Here is a 13639-nt window from a genome sequence, read left to right on the forward strand (position 1 = left end):
ACTCTAATGAATGTACGGCCGTGCGGGTGCCGTAAACGGGCCGGGGCTCGCCATGTAGCCCCGGCCCGTTGCCGTGCCAGGACTACTCCTGGCCGAGCCCCAACGCCCGCTTCAGGAAGTCCACTTGAAGCAGCAGCAGGTTCTCCGCGACCTGCTCCTGAGGGGTCATGTGCGTGACGCCCGACAGGGGGAGCACCTCGTGCGGGCGGCCGGCGGCCAGTAGTGCCGAGGACAGTCGCAGGGCGTGAGCGAATACGACGTTGTCGTCGGCGGTGCCGTGGACGACCATCAGCGGCCGGTGCGGCTCGGCGGGGGACGACAGCCCCTCGTCCGTCACGAGCGAGCTGTCGGCGTACGCCTCCGGGGCCGCCGCCGGGTCGCCGAGGTACCGCTCCGTGTAGTGCGTGTCGTACAGCCGCCAGTCCGTCACCGGGGCGCCCGCGATACCGGCGTGGAAGACATCGGGCCGCCGCAGCACGGCCAGCCCCGCGAGCCAACCGCCGTACGACCAGCCCCGGATGGCCACCCGGGAGAGGTCGAGCGGGTGGCGCTCGGCGAGGTCGTGCAGGGCCTCGATCTGGTCGTCCAGCGAGACGGTGAAGTCCCCGCGGACCGCCTTCTCCCAGGCGGGCGAACGCCCAGGAGTCCCCCGCCCGTCCGCCACGACGACCGCGAACCCCTGGTCGGCGAACCACTGCGAGGTGAGGTGCGCGTTGTGCGCGGCGACCACGCGGGGGCCGTGCGGACCGCCGTAGGGGTCCATGAGGACAGGGAGGGGAGTGACGCCGTCGTAGTCGGTCGGCATAAGCAGGGCGCATGGAATTCTCCGTGCGCCCCCCTGGGTGAAGGTGATGCGCGGGGACAAACCGGGATCTTCGGCGTACGAGACGACAGTCGCGGCAGGCTTGCCGTCGCGCAGCACCTGCACCTGGGCCCCCGGCCGGCCCGGCACCGCCGACACGAGGACGGTCACGCCCCCGGCGCGAACAGCCGAGTGCACGCCGGGCTCTTGCGAGACGCGCTCCAGCCCGAGTTCGTTCACTCGATAGACGTGCACTTCGCCGATCTCGGTACCGGCGGCCTCCGCACCTGCGGACGCGGACACCAGCACGTCATCGGCAGAGACATCGAGCACGGCCCGTACATGCAACTGCGCCCCGGTGAGCGGCCGTTCGCCCACGGCCAGCACCCGGGCGCCACCCTCGTCGGCGATCCGGACGAGCTGTCCGGAGGGGCTCCAGCAGGGCACCCCAGGGAAAAGATCAAGCCAATGTGGATCTTCCTCCGCGTGCACCATCCGGGTCGCCCCGGTGTCCGGGTCGACGGCCAGGAAGAGCTGCCCGCGCTGGTCCCGGGACTGCACGAGGATCAGCGGCGCACCGGCCGCTGACCAGTGCACACGAGCCAGATACGGATACTTCTTGCGGTCCCAGACGACCTCGGTCCGTACGCCGTCGAGGGTGAGGACGAAGAGCCGTACGTCGGCGTTCGGGGTGCCGGCGGCCGGGTAGGCGACCTGCTGCGGCTCCCGTTCCGGATGGGCCGGATCGGAGATCCACCAGCGACCGACAGGCGAGTCGTCGGCCCGCGCGACGAGCAACCGATCCGACTCAGGGGACCACCAGAAGCCGCGCGAACGGTCCATCTCCTCGGCCGCGATGAACTCGGCGAGCCCGTACGTCACCGTCTCCGACTCCGGCTCGGCGACTGTGCCTGCCCGCTCACCGGCGAGTTCCGCGAAGCGCAGGGCGCCACCGACGACGTAGGCGACGAGGCGCCCGTCGGGGGAGGGCCGGGGATCGACGACGGGTCCGGGGACGGGGATCTCGCGCACGGTCCCGGCTTGCAGCTCGGCCACGAACAGCCGCCCGGACAGGGCGAAGGAGGCCAGTTCGACGGCGGAGTCGGTGGCGTAGGAGACGATCCCGGCACCCCCCTCGCGGCTCCGCTCCCGACGCGCCCGCTCCTCGGCGGACAGCCGCTCGTCGGCCCCGCCGAGAAGGGCGAACGGGTCGGCGACGACCCGCTCGGCACCCTCGGGCAGATCGAGCACCCACAACATGTTGGCCCGGTCGGTACCGGAGGAGGACCGCAGGTAGGCGACCCGCGAACCGTCGGGCGCCACGGCGAAAGCGCGGGGCGCCCCGAGCGTGAACCGCTGGGTGCGGGCGTGCCGGCGGGGGAAGGAGACAGGCTCGGTCGTCATGCCCCGACCATATTGGCCATGCGCCCCCTTGTGCGGCCGTGCGCCGACCGATGCGCGCGGGCGAATAGTTATGATCACTGGCGGCGAGTGGGTATGAACCTGCTGGCCACTGTATGGATTTACTGCCCCCATAGTCCGACCCCCGGTCCCTGGGCCCTTTGGAGGTGAACCGCCGTGGCACTCTCGATTTCGGCGGTCGTGCTGCTGGCGATCATCGTCTTCTTGCTGATCAAGAAGTCAGGACTCAAGGGAGGGCATGCGGTGGTGTGCATGCTCCTGGGGTTCTACATGGCCTCGTCGACCTTCGCCCCGACGATCAGCGACCTGACGACGAGCATCGCGGGCATGATCGGCGACCTCAAGTTCTGACCGCGCCTGCCGGAGGGCTCCGGGTCCGTGCGTGACCGGAGCCGCCCGACGCTGCTTCCGCATGCGCTCTGAGACGTGAGCCCGGTCAGTTGTGGGACACGTGCGGGACGAAGGTGGCCCAGGTGGTGGCGGTGAAGGTGAGGCAGGGTCCGGCTTCTATGTTCTTGGAGTCGCGGACGTGGATGGTGCCGGGGGCTGTGGCGACCTCGACACACGAATCGCCCTCGCTGCCGCTGCTGTAGCTGCTCTTGAACCATGCCAGGCCGGAGTCGCCCTCGGTCGAGGTGGTGCGGTTCATGTATCCCCCAGCAGTTGTTCGATGAAGGCCGCGGATTCACGCGGGGTGAGGGCCTGGCCTCGGATGATGCCATAGCGCAGTTCAAGGATACGGAGCTGCTTCGCGTCGGAGACCGGGCGGCCGTTGGCCACCACCGGCGACCGGCCCACTGCCGAGCCGTCCGCGAACTTCAACACCTCGATGCTGCCGTCCACCCCTGCGTGCTCCTCGCGATCCAACGGCATCACCTGAAGCTCGACGCTGCGCAACTCTCCGATCTCCAGGAGGTGTTCGAGCTGGCGACGCAACATCGCCTTCCCTCCCAGTGGGCGCCGCAGCGTCCACTCCTCGACGACGAAGCCGAGTTCGGGTGTCGGATCTCGTTCGAAGACGGACTTGCGGGCCACCCGTGCCTCGAAGAAGCGCTCCACCTCGCTCGCGGTGTACGCGGGGCGCCGCATCATGAGCAGCCTGCGTGAGTACTCCGGTGTCTGCAACAACCCATGGATGTTCAGCGGATCGTAGAGCTGAAGCTCGACCGCCTTGGCCTCCATCTGCGCGATCTCCCGAACCTTCTTCGGGTACCGCACCTTCTCCAGATCCTCGTTCATCGCCGTGAGGAGGCCCGCCGCCTTCAGGACCTTGTCCGACTTGACCATGTACTCGGGGCGGGCGATCCGTTTCCCGCCCTCGATCTTGTAGACCATGTCCTCGCCATACCCCACCTTCCTGCCGAACTCGCCGGCCCGCATCCCCGACGCCTCCCGGCGAAGCCGCAGTTGGCGGCCGACCGCCTCCACGACAGCCACCCCCCACTCGTCGTCCGGGTCCACCTCCCAACCCGGCTCGTCCGCCTCACCCTTGAGCTGTCCCGCCTCGTCATCCACAGTCATGCCTCCGTCCTTACCCACATGCCCCGCCCCGACAGCCCGGCCCTTGGGGTTCTGGATACAAAGAACCCCAACCAAGCCCCACCCCTCCCTCCCGCCGAGCAAACTCACTCGCGCGAGTGAACATCGCCAACTTCGCCGGATTCGCGGTCGGTTGCCTGGCCTACGCTCGGGGCAACACCACCGCCGACGAGAGGTGACTTCCCGGTGATCGACAAGCGTCTCGGCCAACACCCCGAGCTGTCCTTGATCGCCATCGGGCTGGGCAGGTACATCCAGTCGCTGCCCACTGGTGCCCCCGTCGACGTCGAGACCCTCGCCCGGCGGTTCTCCTCCGACAACCCGGACGAGATCGCCGCCGCCCTGCGCGAGCTGGAGACACACGGCTTCCTCCAGGGGCCCGGAGAAGCGCACCCCAAGTAGGCCCCTGCCCGCACTGCCCCGGGCACAGACGACGAGGAGCGAGCGCCATGACCATCGCCCCGGACGACGCGCGACAGGGCGGGTCTCACCTGTACCGGGCCATGCGGGACCTCGTTCGGACGATGGACGACACCCTTCCCGGGAAGTTCGAGGTCACCAAGGAAGGAATCGTCCACGACTTGTTGTCGCCGGGAGGGCTCCACGAGGTGACGGCGGCGCACGTCAGTCGCCGTCTGGAGAAGGTCATGCCGGACGAGCTGCTGGCTCACAACGGCAAGCCCGATGTGGAGGACGAGCCGGAGGGCATCATGCGTCACCCCGACGTCATGGTGATCGCGTGGGCCGATCTCGACGTCGAGGGCTCCATCGACCCCCGTACCGTCGTTGCCGCCGTCGAAGTGGTCTCCAAGTCCAACCCCGAGAACGACTGGGTCACCAAGACACGCGACTACCCCCTGATCGGCATCCCGGTCTACGCGATCTTCGACCCCCGCACCGGCACCGGCGCCGTCTTCACCGACATCCACCCCACCCCCGGCGGCCCCCGCTACGCCACCCGAAAGGACTTCGTCTACGGCGAGGACGTCACCATCGCCGACTGGACGATCCCGACGACCGGCCTGCCGCGTTACCGGGACGAGGAATCCTAGGGCGCCGCAGACCAGAGCCCCGCGCCTCGTAGGCTGGCCCCATGAAGGAACTGCCCGACCGGCGTCTGCTTCTGGTGCACGCGCATCCGGACGACGAGTCGATCAACAACGGCGTCACCATGGCCAGGTACGCGGCCGAGGGGGCCCTCGTGACTCTGGTCACCTGCACTCTCGGGGAGCGCGGGGAGGTCATTCCGGCCGAGCTGGCTCATCTCAGCGGGGCCGCCCTCGGTGCGCATCGGCTCGGGGAGCTGGGGGCCGCCATGCGTGCCCTTGGTGTCCATGACCACCGGCTGCTCGGCGGGGCCGGGCGGTTCGGGGACTCCGGGATGATGGGGCTTGCCGACAATGACGATCCCGGGTGTTTCTGGCAGGCGGATGTCGACCAGGCCGCCCGGTATCTCGTCGACGTGATTCTCGAGGTCCGGCCGCAGGTTCTGGTGACCTACGACCCCGACGGCGGCTACGGGCACCCCGATCACATCCAGGCCCACCGCGTCGCCATGCGCGCCGTCGAGCTGGCCGACGAGGCCGGCTGGAGCGTCGCCAAGGTCTACTGGAACCGGGTGCCCCGGACGGTCGTCGAGGACGGGTTCGCCCGGCTGCGGGAGGCGCTGCCCGGGCTGGCCTTCGCCGCGGCCGGTGCCGTCGACGACGTACCCGGGGTCGTCGACGACGAGAGCCGGATCAGTGCCGTCATCCACGGCGCCGACCATGTCTCCGCCAAGGCCGCCGCCATGCGTGCCCATGCCACCCAGGTCGAGGTGGACGAGCCCTGGTTCGTTCTCTCCAACCAGCTGGCCCAGCCGCTCCTCACCGATGAGTACTACGAGTTGGTGCGCGATGAGCGCGCCGGGGACGGTGAGCGTACTTCTGTGCGTGAGACCGATCTGTTCGACGGGATCGCAGTGACTGCGGAGGGTGGTGCGCGATGAGTGCGAACGGGAAGAAGCCCGCGGGCGGAGCCCGTGGAAGGGCGGCGGCTGCCGGGGTGGGTGCGGGAGTCGCGGGAAGCGGTGGGGGCGGTGCGGGGGGCGGGAGTCTGCTGGCCCAGCCGCTCGCCGGGCCGTCCCTCGGGCGTTCCCTGGCCTGTCTGGGGCTCTTCGTCCTCGGGGCCGTCGTGGGAGCCGCGGGCGGGCTCGTGCAGGCCGCCTGGTTCCCGGGCGGGTTGCTGCTCGCGCTGGGCGGAGCGGCCGGGCTGTTCCTCGGCGGGGCGCGTGCCGCCGGGAGTCGCGCCGGGGCGGTCGCGCCGGCGGCCGGGTGGATGGTCTCCGTCATCCTCCTCACCGCCAGCCGCCCGGAAGGGGACTTCCTGTTCGCCGCGGGAGTCGGCTCGTATCTCTTCCTCCTCGGCGGGATGGCCGTCGCTGTGATGTGCGCCACCCTCGGTCAGGGGCGGCAACCGGACGGGTCCGCCGTCCGACTTGGCAAGTGACGTACTACTTCGCCACCGCGATCGCGTGGGGGTCCCGTGACGGTTTCCTCGGCGGTCGTGGGATACGCGCCGGACGTGGCCAGTATGGTGGTGCGCGCCGCCGAGCTGCCCGCGTGAGGTCGCGTCGGGCGGCGGAGCCAACCGGGAGAACCTGCCTTGAGTCGTGAAACTGACAGTCCGTCCTCCGGGCCCAACGGGCGCGGGGGTGCCGCCTACCCCTCGGGGACACCGCCGTACGGCACGCCCATGGCGTCCGACGGCGGTCCGGACGCGGGCCGTTCGGCCGCGGAGCCCGACGGGCCCAAGACCGAGACCACGCTGACGACCCGGATCCGGATCAACATCCCCGGGTCCCGGCCCATTCCGCCGGTCGTCGTACGGACACCCGTCGCGGACGCTGAGTCCTCGTCGTCTCCGTCGTCTCCGTCGGCCTCGTCGTCCCCGTCCGCTCCGTCGTACTCCTCCGAGGAGACCGGGTCCCACGCGCTGCCCAGGAGAGGCGGCGCGGGCGACAGCAGAACGCCGGCCGCCGACGCCCCGGCCCAGCCCGGGGAGAAGACCAGCGACTGGTTCGCGCCGCGCAAGTCCGGTGCCCCCAAGGGCGGTCCGGGCGGTGGCCCGAGCAACGGCGCCGGTCTGCCCGGCGGTTCGGGCCCCGCGCCCGCCGCACCCCGCCCCGGCAGCCCCAACGGCGGTGGCCCGACGCCCGCTTCCCGACCCGGTGGCCCCAACGGCGGCGGTCCCACGGGCACTTCGCGCCCCGGCCTCGGCGTCATGGGCGCCGCGGGCAACGCGGGCGGCCCACGCGCCGCGGGCGGCGGTACGAAGGGTGCCGGGCTCCCCGGTGCCACCGGCGCCGGTCCTGTCGCGCCGGGGCACGGCGGCGGCACCGGTTCCTTCGACGTGTCCGCGCTGGCTGCCGGGGCGGGCCCGCTGAGCACCTCCCCGTACCCGTCCGGCAATGGCCCCCGTGGCGCGGGTGGTCCTGGAACGGGTCCCGTGGCCCGGCAGAGCGCCGCTCCCGGCGCCACCGACGGCCGCGGTGAACCGCGCCGCGACGACCTGCCGTACTTCGCCGAGAACGGCCAGGGCGGCCCCAACCCGCAGGGCGGCGCCGGCAACGGCCGTGGCCCCCAGGTCGGGCCGGGCGGCCAGGCCGGTGGATTCGGCCCGCAGAACGACTTCGCCCCCCAGAACGACTTCACGGCGGCCAACGACTTCGGCGCTGCCCAGACCGACTTCGGCGGCCCGAACCGGCCGAACGGCCCTGGCGGACCCGGCGGACCCGGCGATCCGGGTGGTCAGAACGGCTTCGGGCCCGGTGGTCCGGGCGGTCCCGGCGGACGCGGTCCCGCGGGCCCGACCGGCGGTCCCGTCACCGGCGACGGCCCGGTCGTCCCGCCCGTCGGCGGCGGCGCCCCCGGCGGACAGGGCATTCCGGGCGGCCCGGGTGCCCAGGGCGCCCCGGGCGTCTCCGGCACCGGCCGTCTCGCCGTCGGCCTCAGCGACGACACCGCGGTCCTCACCCCGCAGAAGCAGGTCCCTCAACCGGGCGCCGACGGCTACGACGCCTACGGCGGCTACGGCGGGTCCGTGGACAACGTCTCCAGCTCCACCCTCACCAGCGGTATGCCCGTCGTCCCGGCCGCCGACCGGAACTCCCCGTTCGGCCCCGGCACCCACTCCGACGGCCCCCTTCCGCACACCCCGCCGAAGCTGCCCGAACCGGTGTCGCCGAGCACGCCCGCCGCCGCCGCGCCCAAGGGCAAGAAGGCGAAGAAGAAGGGCCGCAGCAAGCTCACGCTGCTCGTCGTCGCCGTCTTCTTCATCGCCGGTGCCGTCTACGGCGCCGGACTGCTGATGAACCACTCCGACGTGCCCAAGGGCACCACCGTCCTCGGCGTCGACATCGGCGGCGGCACCAGGGACGACGCCGTCAAGAAGCTCGACGACGCCTTCGACCAGCGGATGACGCAGGCCCTGAAGCTGTCGGTCGGCGGCAAGACGGTCGAGCTGCGGCCCGACCAGGCAGGACTCCAGTTCGACACCCAGGCCACGGTCCGGGCAGCCGCCGTCAGCGACTACAACCCGGTGTCGGTGATCGGCTCGCTCTTCGGCCAGCAGCGCGTCGTCGAGCCGGTCATGCCGGTCGACGAGGAGAAGCTGACCGCCGCGCTCCAGCGACTGGCGGGCGGGGCGGGGTCGGCCACCGACGGCACGATCAAGTTCGAGTCCGGCAAGGCCGTCGCCGTCTACGGCAAGGCGGGCAAGGGCATCGACGCCGCCGCAGCCACCGAGTCGGTCGAGAACGCCTACCGCAGCCAGGTGGAGAGCGGCACGAGCACCCCGGTCCAGGTCCCCACCAAGACCCAGGAACCGACGGTCTCGAACGCCGAGGTCGACCGCATGATGAAGGCCTTCGCCACCCCGGCGATGTCCGCCAACGTCACCGTCCGCCCGGACACCGGCGCCCCCGAGCTGGAGTTCAGCCCGAAGAACTCCCTGTGGAGGTTCCTCGGGGTGAAGGCCCTCAACGGCAAGCTCGTCGAGTCCTACGACAAGGCCGCGCTGAAGGAGCTGTACGGCGGCACCTTCGACGAGGTCCTGATCGCCCGCGGCAACGGCACCAAGACGCCGGTCACGGTCGAGGACGTCATCAGCGCGTTGCGCTCCGCGTTGGTCAGCAGCACTGATCGGGTCGGCGTGATCGAGACGAACCCCAGCTGAGTGCTCCGCCGGGCGCGCGGCTCTTCGGCTGCCGCCCGGTGGGGGCTGGTCGCGCAGTTCCCCGCGCCCCTTCAGGGCGCGGGGAACTCACCCTCGTACCCATGACATCTGTCATCCGCGACTCAGGACCCCCGGCACTGCCCGCCGCACCACCCCCGCGGCCAAGCTGGACGCATGGAAACCACCCCAGTGGTCGAGTTCGACCAGGTCACCAAGAGCTACGGCGACGTACGGGCCGTCGACGGGCTCGCGCTCACCCTCCGCCCCGGTGAGACCGTGGCCCTGCTCGGGCCCAACGGCGCCGGCAAGTCGACCACCCTCGATCTGCTCCTCGGCCTCAAGCAGCCCGACAGCGGTACGGTCCGGGTGCTCGGCCGCAGCCCCCGCGAGGCCATCGTCGGCGGGCACGTCGGGGCCATGCTGCAGAGCGGCGGGCTCATGGACGAGGTCACCGTCCGTGAGCTGGTCGCGCTGGCCTGCGCCCTGCACCCCCGGCCCTTCCCGGTCGGCGAGGTGCTCTCCAGGGCCGGGATCACCCAGTTGGCCGACCGCAAGGTCAACAAGCTGTCCGGCGGCCAGGAGCAGCGCGTCCGGTTCGCCCTCGCCACCGCCGGGGACAGCGCCCTGATCGTCCTGGACGAGCCCACCACCGGCATGGACGTCACCGCCCGCCAGGCCTTCTGGGCGACCATGCGCGAGCAGGCGGACCAGGGCCGTACGGTCCTGTTCGCCACCCACTACCTGGAGGAGGCGGACGCGACCGCCGACCGCGTCCTCGTCCTGCACCGGGGCCGCCTGCTGGCCGACGGCACCGCCGCCGAGATCAAGGCGAAGGCGGGCGCACGCCGGATCTCCTTCGACCTGGAGGCCGTCGCGGAAGAGGCCGTACTGAGGGCCCTGCCCTTCCTGACCTCGCTCGACATATCCGGCCGGACGGTCCGCATCCAGTCCTCCGACGCCGACGCGACCGTCCACGCCCTCTACGGCCTCGGCCTCTACCCCCGCAACCTCGAAGTGGCCGGCCTCGGCCTCGAACAGGCCTTCGTCACCCTCACCGCGGCAGCCGAGGAGGCGCGCACCTCATGACGACCACCACCTTCGCCTCACGGGCCCTCATCCAGCTCGAAGTGACCCGGGCCCTGCGCAACCGCAAGTTTCTGTTCTTCTCGGTGATCTACCCGTCGGCGCTGTTCCTGCTGATAGCGGGCAGCGCGGACAGCGTCACGAAGGTCACGGGCACGGAACTCACCCTCCCGACCTTCTACATGGTCGCCATGGCCTCCTTCGGCGCCCTGACGGCCGTCCTGATGGGCAACAGCGAGCGCATCGCCAAGGAGCGCGAGAGCGGCTGGGTACGACAGCTGCGGCTCACCACGCTCCCGGGGCGCGGCTATGTCTTCGCCAAGACGGCGAGCGCGGCCGTGATCAGCCTGCCGTCGATCGTGGTCGTCTTCGTCGTCGCGGCGGCCGTGAAGGACGTACGCCTCGACGCCTGGCAGTGGCTGGCCCTCACCGGCACGATCTGGGCCGGCAGCCTGGTCTTCGCCGCACTCGGAGTCGCCCTCGGCTATCTCGCGAGCGGCGACTCGGTCCGCCCGATCACGATGATCGTCTACTTCGGCCTCTCCATGCTCGGCGGTCTGTGGATGCCGACGACGACCTTCCCCCAGTGGCTGCAGGACATCGCGAAGTGGCTGCCCACGCACGCGTACGCTGCCCTCGGACAGTCCATCGAGCTGGGCGACGCCCCGCAGCTGAAGGACGTGGCGATCCTGGCCGTCTCCTTCGTCCTCTTCGCGGGCGGCGCGGCCTGGCTGTACCGGAAGGACACGCTGAAGGCGTGAGCGGCGTCGGCATCGGACAACGCCCCACCACCCGCAGACAGCGGGTGGTGAAGTCCCTGTGGATCGGCGTCTGGCTGGTCTACCTGGGCGCCCCGGTGGGCGACCTGCTCCACGGCGGCCACAGCACGGGCGTACGGCTCCTCGGCTGGCTGGGCCTGGCCGCCTTCGTCGCCTGGTACTGGGCCCTGGTCTTCCGCACCGGCCGCGGCGAGACGACCCGCCTGGTCGGCGGCTCCCTGGTGGTACTCGCCGCCCAGTCGGCCCTCCTGTCCCTCACCCTGGGCCGCGAGTGGCTCGTCCTGTTCGTGTACGTGTCCACCGCGTCCGGCGCCGCCCTGCCGACGCGCCTGGCCCGCTGGACGATCCCGGCCACGGCGGCCCTGATGACCGCCGTCGCCCTGGCGGTCCCCGGCGGCCACGCCTACCTCGCCGGACTCCTCGTCCCGGCCCTCCTCGGCGGCGCCGCGATGGCAGGGGTACGACAACTCGTGCGTACGACCATCGAGTTGCGCGAGGCCAGGGCCACCGTCGCCCAGCTGGCCGCGAACGAGGAACGCCTGCGGCTGGCCCGGGACCTGCACGACCTGCTGGGCCACTCCCTCTCCCTGATCACCCTGAATGCGAACTGGCCGGCCGGATGCTCCCCGACCACCCCGACAAGGCCGCCCTCCAGGTCGCCGACATCGAGCAGGTGAGCCGCCAGGCCCTGGTGGACGTACGCGAGGCGGTGAGCGGCTACCGTCGTCCGCGCCTGACCGGCGAACTGGCGGGCGCGAAGGCGGCGTTGACGGCGGCCGGCATCACGGCCGCCCTGCCCGCCGACCCGGTCCCTGCCGACGCCGACGAGGACGCGGAGTCCGCCCTCGCCTGGGCCCTGCGCGAGGCGGTGACCAACGTCGTACGGCACAGCGGCGCCCGGCGCTGCACGGTCGAGGTGCTGACCAGGCAGACCCTGGACGGCCCCGTCCTCGAACTCTCGGTGGAGGACGACGGCACGGGCGGCTCCTCCTCCGGCGTCCCCGGCAACGGCCTCACCGGCCTCGCGGAACGCCTGGCGAAGACGGGCGGCTCCCTGGAGGCGGGCCGCACGAAGCGGGGCTTCCGCCTGGTGGCCAGGGTGCCCGCGAACCCGGCGCCGACCGCGCCGGACGTAGGATCCGGTCCATGAACCGCGTGATCAAGGTCCTGCTGGCGGAGGACCAGTCGATGGTCCGCGAGGCACTGGCCGCACTGCTGGGCCTGGAGCCCGACATCGAGGTCGTCGCCCAGGCGGCGCGCGGCGACGAGGTGTTGGGGGTGGCCCGGGCCCACCCCGACCTGGACGTGGCCCTCCTGGACATCGAGATGCCGGGCGCGACGGGCATCGAGGCGGCGGCGCAGCTCCACCGGGAGTTCCCGGCCCTGAAGCTCGTCATCCTCACCACCTTCGGCCGCCCCGGCTACCTCCGCACCGCCATGGAGTCGGGCGCGGACGCCTTCCTGGTCAAGGACGCCCCGGCGGCCCAACTGGCGGAAGCGGTACGCAAGGTACTGGCGGGCGAGCGGGTCATCGACCCGACGCTCGCGGCAGCGGCCCTGGCGGACGGCGCGAACCCGTTGACGGACCGTGAGCGAGAGGTTTTGAGGGCGGCGGAGAACGGCGCGACGAACGCGGAGTTGGCGTCCAGGCTGCATTTGTCCCAGGGGACGGTTCGCAACTACCTGTCGACGGCCATCCAGAAGCTGACGGCGAGGAACAGGGCGGAAGCGGTACGGATAGCGAGAGAGAAGGGCTGGCTGTAAGGGGGTGGCTGGACTTCGAGGGCCACTGCGGGGCGGTTGTGGCTGGCCGCGCAGGTCCCCCCCCCCCCCCAAGGGCGGGGCCCCCCCCCCCCCCCCCCCCCCCGGGGGCCGCGCCCCCAGCCCCCACGGATCCGCACCCGAACGACTACCCCCGTACCCCCGTCAGTTCAAACGGGCCCGGGCCGCCCGAGCCTGCCCCCGCACCCGCTCAGCCCCGACCTCGTCGACAACCCCCAGCACCTCCGCATACCCCTCCAACTCATCCGCTCCCACCAAGAACTCCCCCCGCCCCACAAGCAATTGCGCCCGCTCATACCGCAACCGCGCCGGATGCGAAGGCAACAGCAGCGCCAACTCCACCGCCCACAAAGACACTTCCGACCGCTCCGGCCGCGCCGCCCCCCACGCCCGCACATTGTTCAGCACCCGCAACATCACATCCAGCGGATCAGCGGGCCCCAGCATCGAAGGATCCAACGCCTCCCCGGTCGCCCCCGCGACCAGCAACTCCGCGTCGCCCCCGGTCAACACCCGCCCCCCGTCGAAGGGATCGGCGAGCACCTGCTGGTCGACGGGACCGAAGCCCACGACGAAGTGCCCGGGCAGCGCGACCCCGTACACCGGCGCCCCCGCCCGCCGCGCGACCTCCATCCACAGCACGGACAGCAGGATCGGCAACCCCCGCCGCCGTACCACCACTTCGTGCAGCAGTGAGGACTCCAGCCGCTGGTAGTCGGCCGGGCTGCCCCGGAAGCCGAGGCGTTCGCCGAGGAGTTCGTGCAGGGCCGTCGCCCAGGAGTGCGGCCCGCCCGGGCGGAAGGGCAACTGCCCGGCCAGCCGGTCGAGTTCCATCTGGACGGCGTCGACGCCGGCCTCGTCGAGGGCCCGGTCCGCGACCGCGCCCATCAGCAGGCACAGCGTCGTGAGGTCGGGCCGCTCGGAGCGGGCTTCCTCGGCGAACAACGCCCGTAGTTCGGCGGACCGTTCGGGTCCCGGCGGATACGGCGGGGGATGAGGGAGACGCATACCAGGCCCG

At 71.6% G+C, this 13639-nt stretch carries 13 protein-coding genes and 1 pseudogene; 10 read left to right on the plus strand and 4 right to left on the minus strand.

What is annotated here, in order from left to right; all coding sequences use genetic code 11:
• Positions 1–82 precede the first annotated feature (82 nt).
• The gene (locus CW359_RS03585) at positions 83–2206 is read right to left on the minus strand and encodes a S9 family peptidase (protein WP_105968258.1); all 2124 of its coding nucleotides are present in this window, start codon (positions 2204–2206) and stop codon (positions 83–85) included.
• Positions 2207–2380: 174 nt separating this feature from the next.
• On the opposite strand from CW359_RS03585, the gene CW359_RS03590 reads away from it, so the two are divergent.
• Positions 2381–2575 carry a hypothetical protein gene (locus CW359_RS03590; protein WP_006375723.1) on the plus strand — a complete coding sequence of 65 codons (195 nt, stop codon included), beginning with the start codon at positions 2381–2383 and terminating at the stop codon, positions 2573–2575.
• Positions 2576–2660: 85 nt separating this feature from the next.
• On the opposite strand, the gene CW359_RS03595 is transcribed toward CW359_RS03590, so the two are convergent.
• Complete coding sequence (locus tag CW359_RS03595) at positions 2661–2873, minus strand: DUF397 domain-containing protein (protein WP_105968259.1); 213 nt, start codon at positions 2871–2873, stop codon at positions 2661–2663.
• Positions 2870–3745, minus strand: a complete 876-nt coding sequence (locus CW359_RS03600) for a helix-turn-helix domain-containing protein (protein ID WP_105968260.1) — start codon at positions 3743–3745, stop codon at positions 2870–2872. The genes CW359_RS03595 and CW359_RS03600 overlap by 4 nt, the downstream gene beginning before the upstream one ends.
• A gap of 204 nt (positions 3746–3949) precedes the next feature.
• Between CW359_RS03600 and CW359_RS03605 the strand changes: the two genes are divergently transcribed.
• From CW359_RS03605 to CW359_RS03645, 9 genes and pseudogenes are all read left to right on the plus strand, one after another.
• Complete coding sequence (locus tag CW359_RS03605) at positions 3950–4165, plus strand: hypothetical protein (RefSeq protein ID WP_198655073.1); 216 nt, start codon at positions 3950–3952, stop codon at positions 4163–4165.
• A 47-nt stretch (positions 4166–4212) separates the two neighbouring features.
• Positions 4213–4815 (plus strand): Uma2 family endonuclease, encoded by a 603-nt coding sequence (locus tag CW359_RS03610; RefSeq protein ID WP_105968261.1) that lies wholly within the window; start codon positions 4213–4215, stop codon positions 4813–4815.
• A gap of 41 nt (positions 4816–4856) precedes the next feature.
• Positions 4857–5750 (plus strand): N-acetyl-1-D-myo-inositol-2-amino-2-deoxy-alpha-D-glucopyranoside deacetylase, encoded by an 894-nt coding sequence (gene mshB / locus CW359_RS03615; protein ID WP_105968262.1) that lies wholly within the window; start codon positions 4857–4859, stop codon positions 5748–5750.
• Complete coding sequence (locus tag CW359_RS03620) at positions 5747–6250, plus strand: DUF6113 family protein (protein WP_232838209.1); 504 nt, start codon at positions 5747–5749, stop codon at positions 6248–6250. Before mshB ends, CW359_RS03620 begins: the two co-directional genes overlap by 4 nt.
• A gap of 156 nt (positions 6251–6406) precedes the next feature.
• Positions 6407–8977, plus strand: coding sequence for a hypothetical protein (locus CW359_RS03625; RefSeq protein WP_105968264.1), 2571 nt, complete (start codon positions 6407–6409; stop codon positions 8975–8977).
• Positions 8978–9151: 174 nt separating this feature from the next.
• Positions 9152–10063, plus strand: a complete 912-nt coding sequence (locus CW359_RS03630; protein WP_105968265.1) for an ABC transporter ATP-binding protein — start codon at positions 9152–9154, stop codon at positions 10061–10063.
• Complete coding sequence (locus CW359_RS03635; RefSeq protein WP_105968266.1) at positions 10060–10821, plus strand: ABC transporter permease; 762 nt, start codon at positions 10060–10062, stop codon at positions 10819–10821. The genes CW359_RS03630 and CW359_RS03635 overlap by 4 nt, the downstream gene beginning before the upstream one ends.
• Positions 10818–11989, plus strand: a pseudogene (locus CW359_RS03640) (sensor histidine kinase). Before CW359_RS03635 ends, CW359_RS03640 begins: the two are co-directional and overlap by 4 nt.
• Entirely contained in the window at positions 11986–12603 is a 618-nt protein-coding gene (locus CW359_RS03645) for a response regulator transcription factor (protein WP_105968267.1), read from the plus strand. Before CW359_RS03640 ends, CW359_RS03645 begins: the two are co-directional and overlap by 4 nt.
• A gap of 162 nt (positions 12604–12765) precedes the next feature.
• Here the strand turns inward: CW359_RS03645 and CW359_RS03650 are convergent, their stop codons facing one another.
• Positions 12766–13629, minus strand: coding sequence for a transglutaminase-like and tetratricopeptide repeat-containing protein (locus CW359_RS03650; protein ID WP_105968268.1), 864 nt, complete (start codon positions 13627–13629; stop codon positions 12766–12768).
• Positions 13630–13639 lie beyond the last annotated feature (10 nt).

The sequence above is a fragment of the Streptomyces geranii genome (assembly GCF_002954775.1).
In the GTDB taxonomy this organism is placed as follows: domain Bacteria; phylum Actinomycetota; class Actinomycetes; order Streptomycetales; family Streptomycetaceae; genus Streptomyces; species Streptomyces geranii.

Excerpts from the sequence above, each read along its gene's own strand:
- CW359_RS03585 (WP_105968258.1), bottom strand. The coding sequence starts at position 2,206 with ATGACGACCGAGCCTGTCTCCTTCCCCCGCCGGCACGCCCGCACCCAG.
- CW359_RS03595 (WP_105968259.1), bottom strand. The coding sequence starts at position 2,873 with ATGAACCGCACCACCTCGACCGAGGGCGACTCCGGCCTGGCATGGTTC.
- CW359_RS03600 (WP_105968260.1), bottom strand. The coding sequence starts at position 3,745 with ATGACTGTGGATGACGAGGCGGGACAGCTCAAGGGTGAGGCGGACGAG.
- CW359_RS03610 (WP_105968261.1), top strand. The coding sequence starts at position 4,213 with ATGACCATCGCCCCGGACGACGCGCGACAGGGCGGGTCTCACCTGTAC.
- mshB (WP_105968262.1), top strand. The coding sequence starts at position 4,857 with ATGAAGGAACTGCCCGACCGGCGTCTGCTTCTGGTGCACGCGCATCCG.
- CW359_RS03620 (WP_232838209.1), top strand. The coding sequence starts at position 5,747 with ATGAGTGCGAACGGGAAGAAGCCCGCGGGCGGAGCCCGTGGAAGGGCG.
- CW359_RS03630 (WP_105968265.1), top strand. The coding sequence starts at position 9,152 with ATGGAAACCACCCCAGTGGTCGAGTTCGACCAGGTCACCAAGAGCTAC.
- CW359_RS03635 (WP_105968266.1), top strand. The coding sequence starts at position 10,060 with ATGACGACCACCACCTTCGCCTCACGGGCCCTCATCCAGCTCGAAGTG.
- CW359_RS03645 (WP_105968267.1), top strand. The coding sequence starts at position 11,986 with ATGAACCGCGTGATCAAGGTCCTGCTGGCGGAGGACCAGTCGATGGTC.
- CW359_RS03650 (WP_105968268.1), bottom strand. The coding sequence starts at position 13,629 with ATGCGTCTCCCTCATCCCCCGCCGTATCCGCCGGGACCCGAACGGTCC.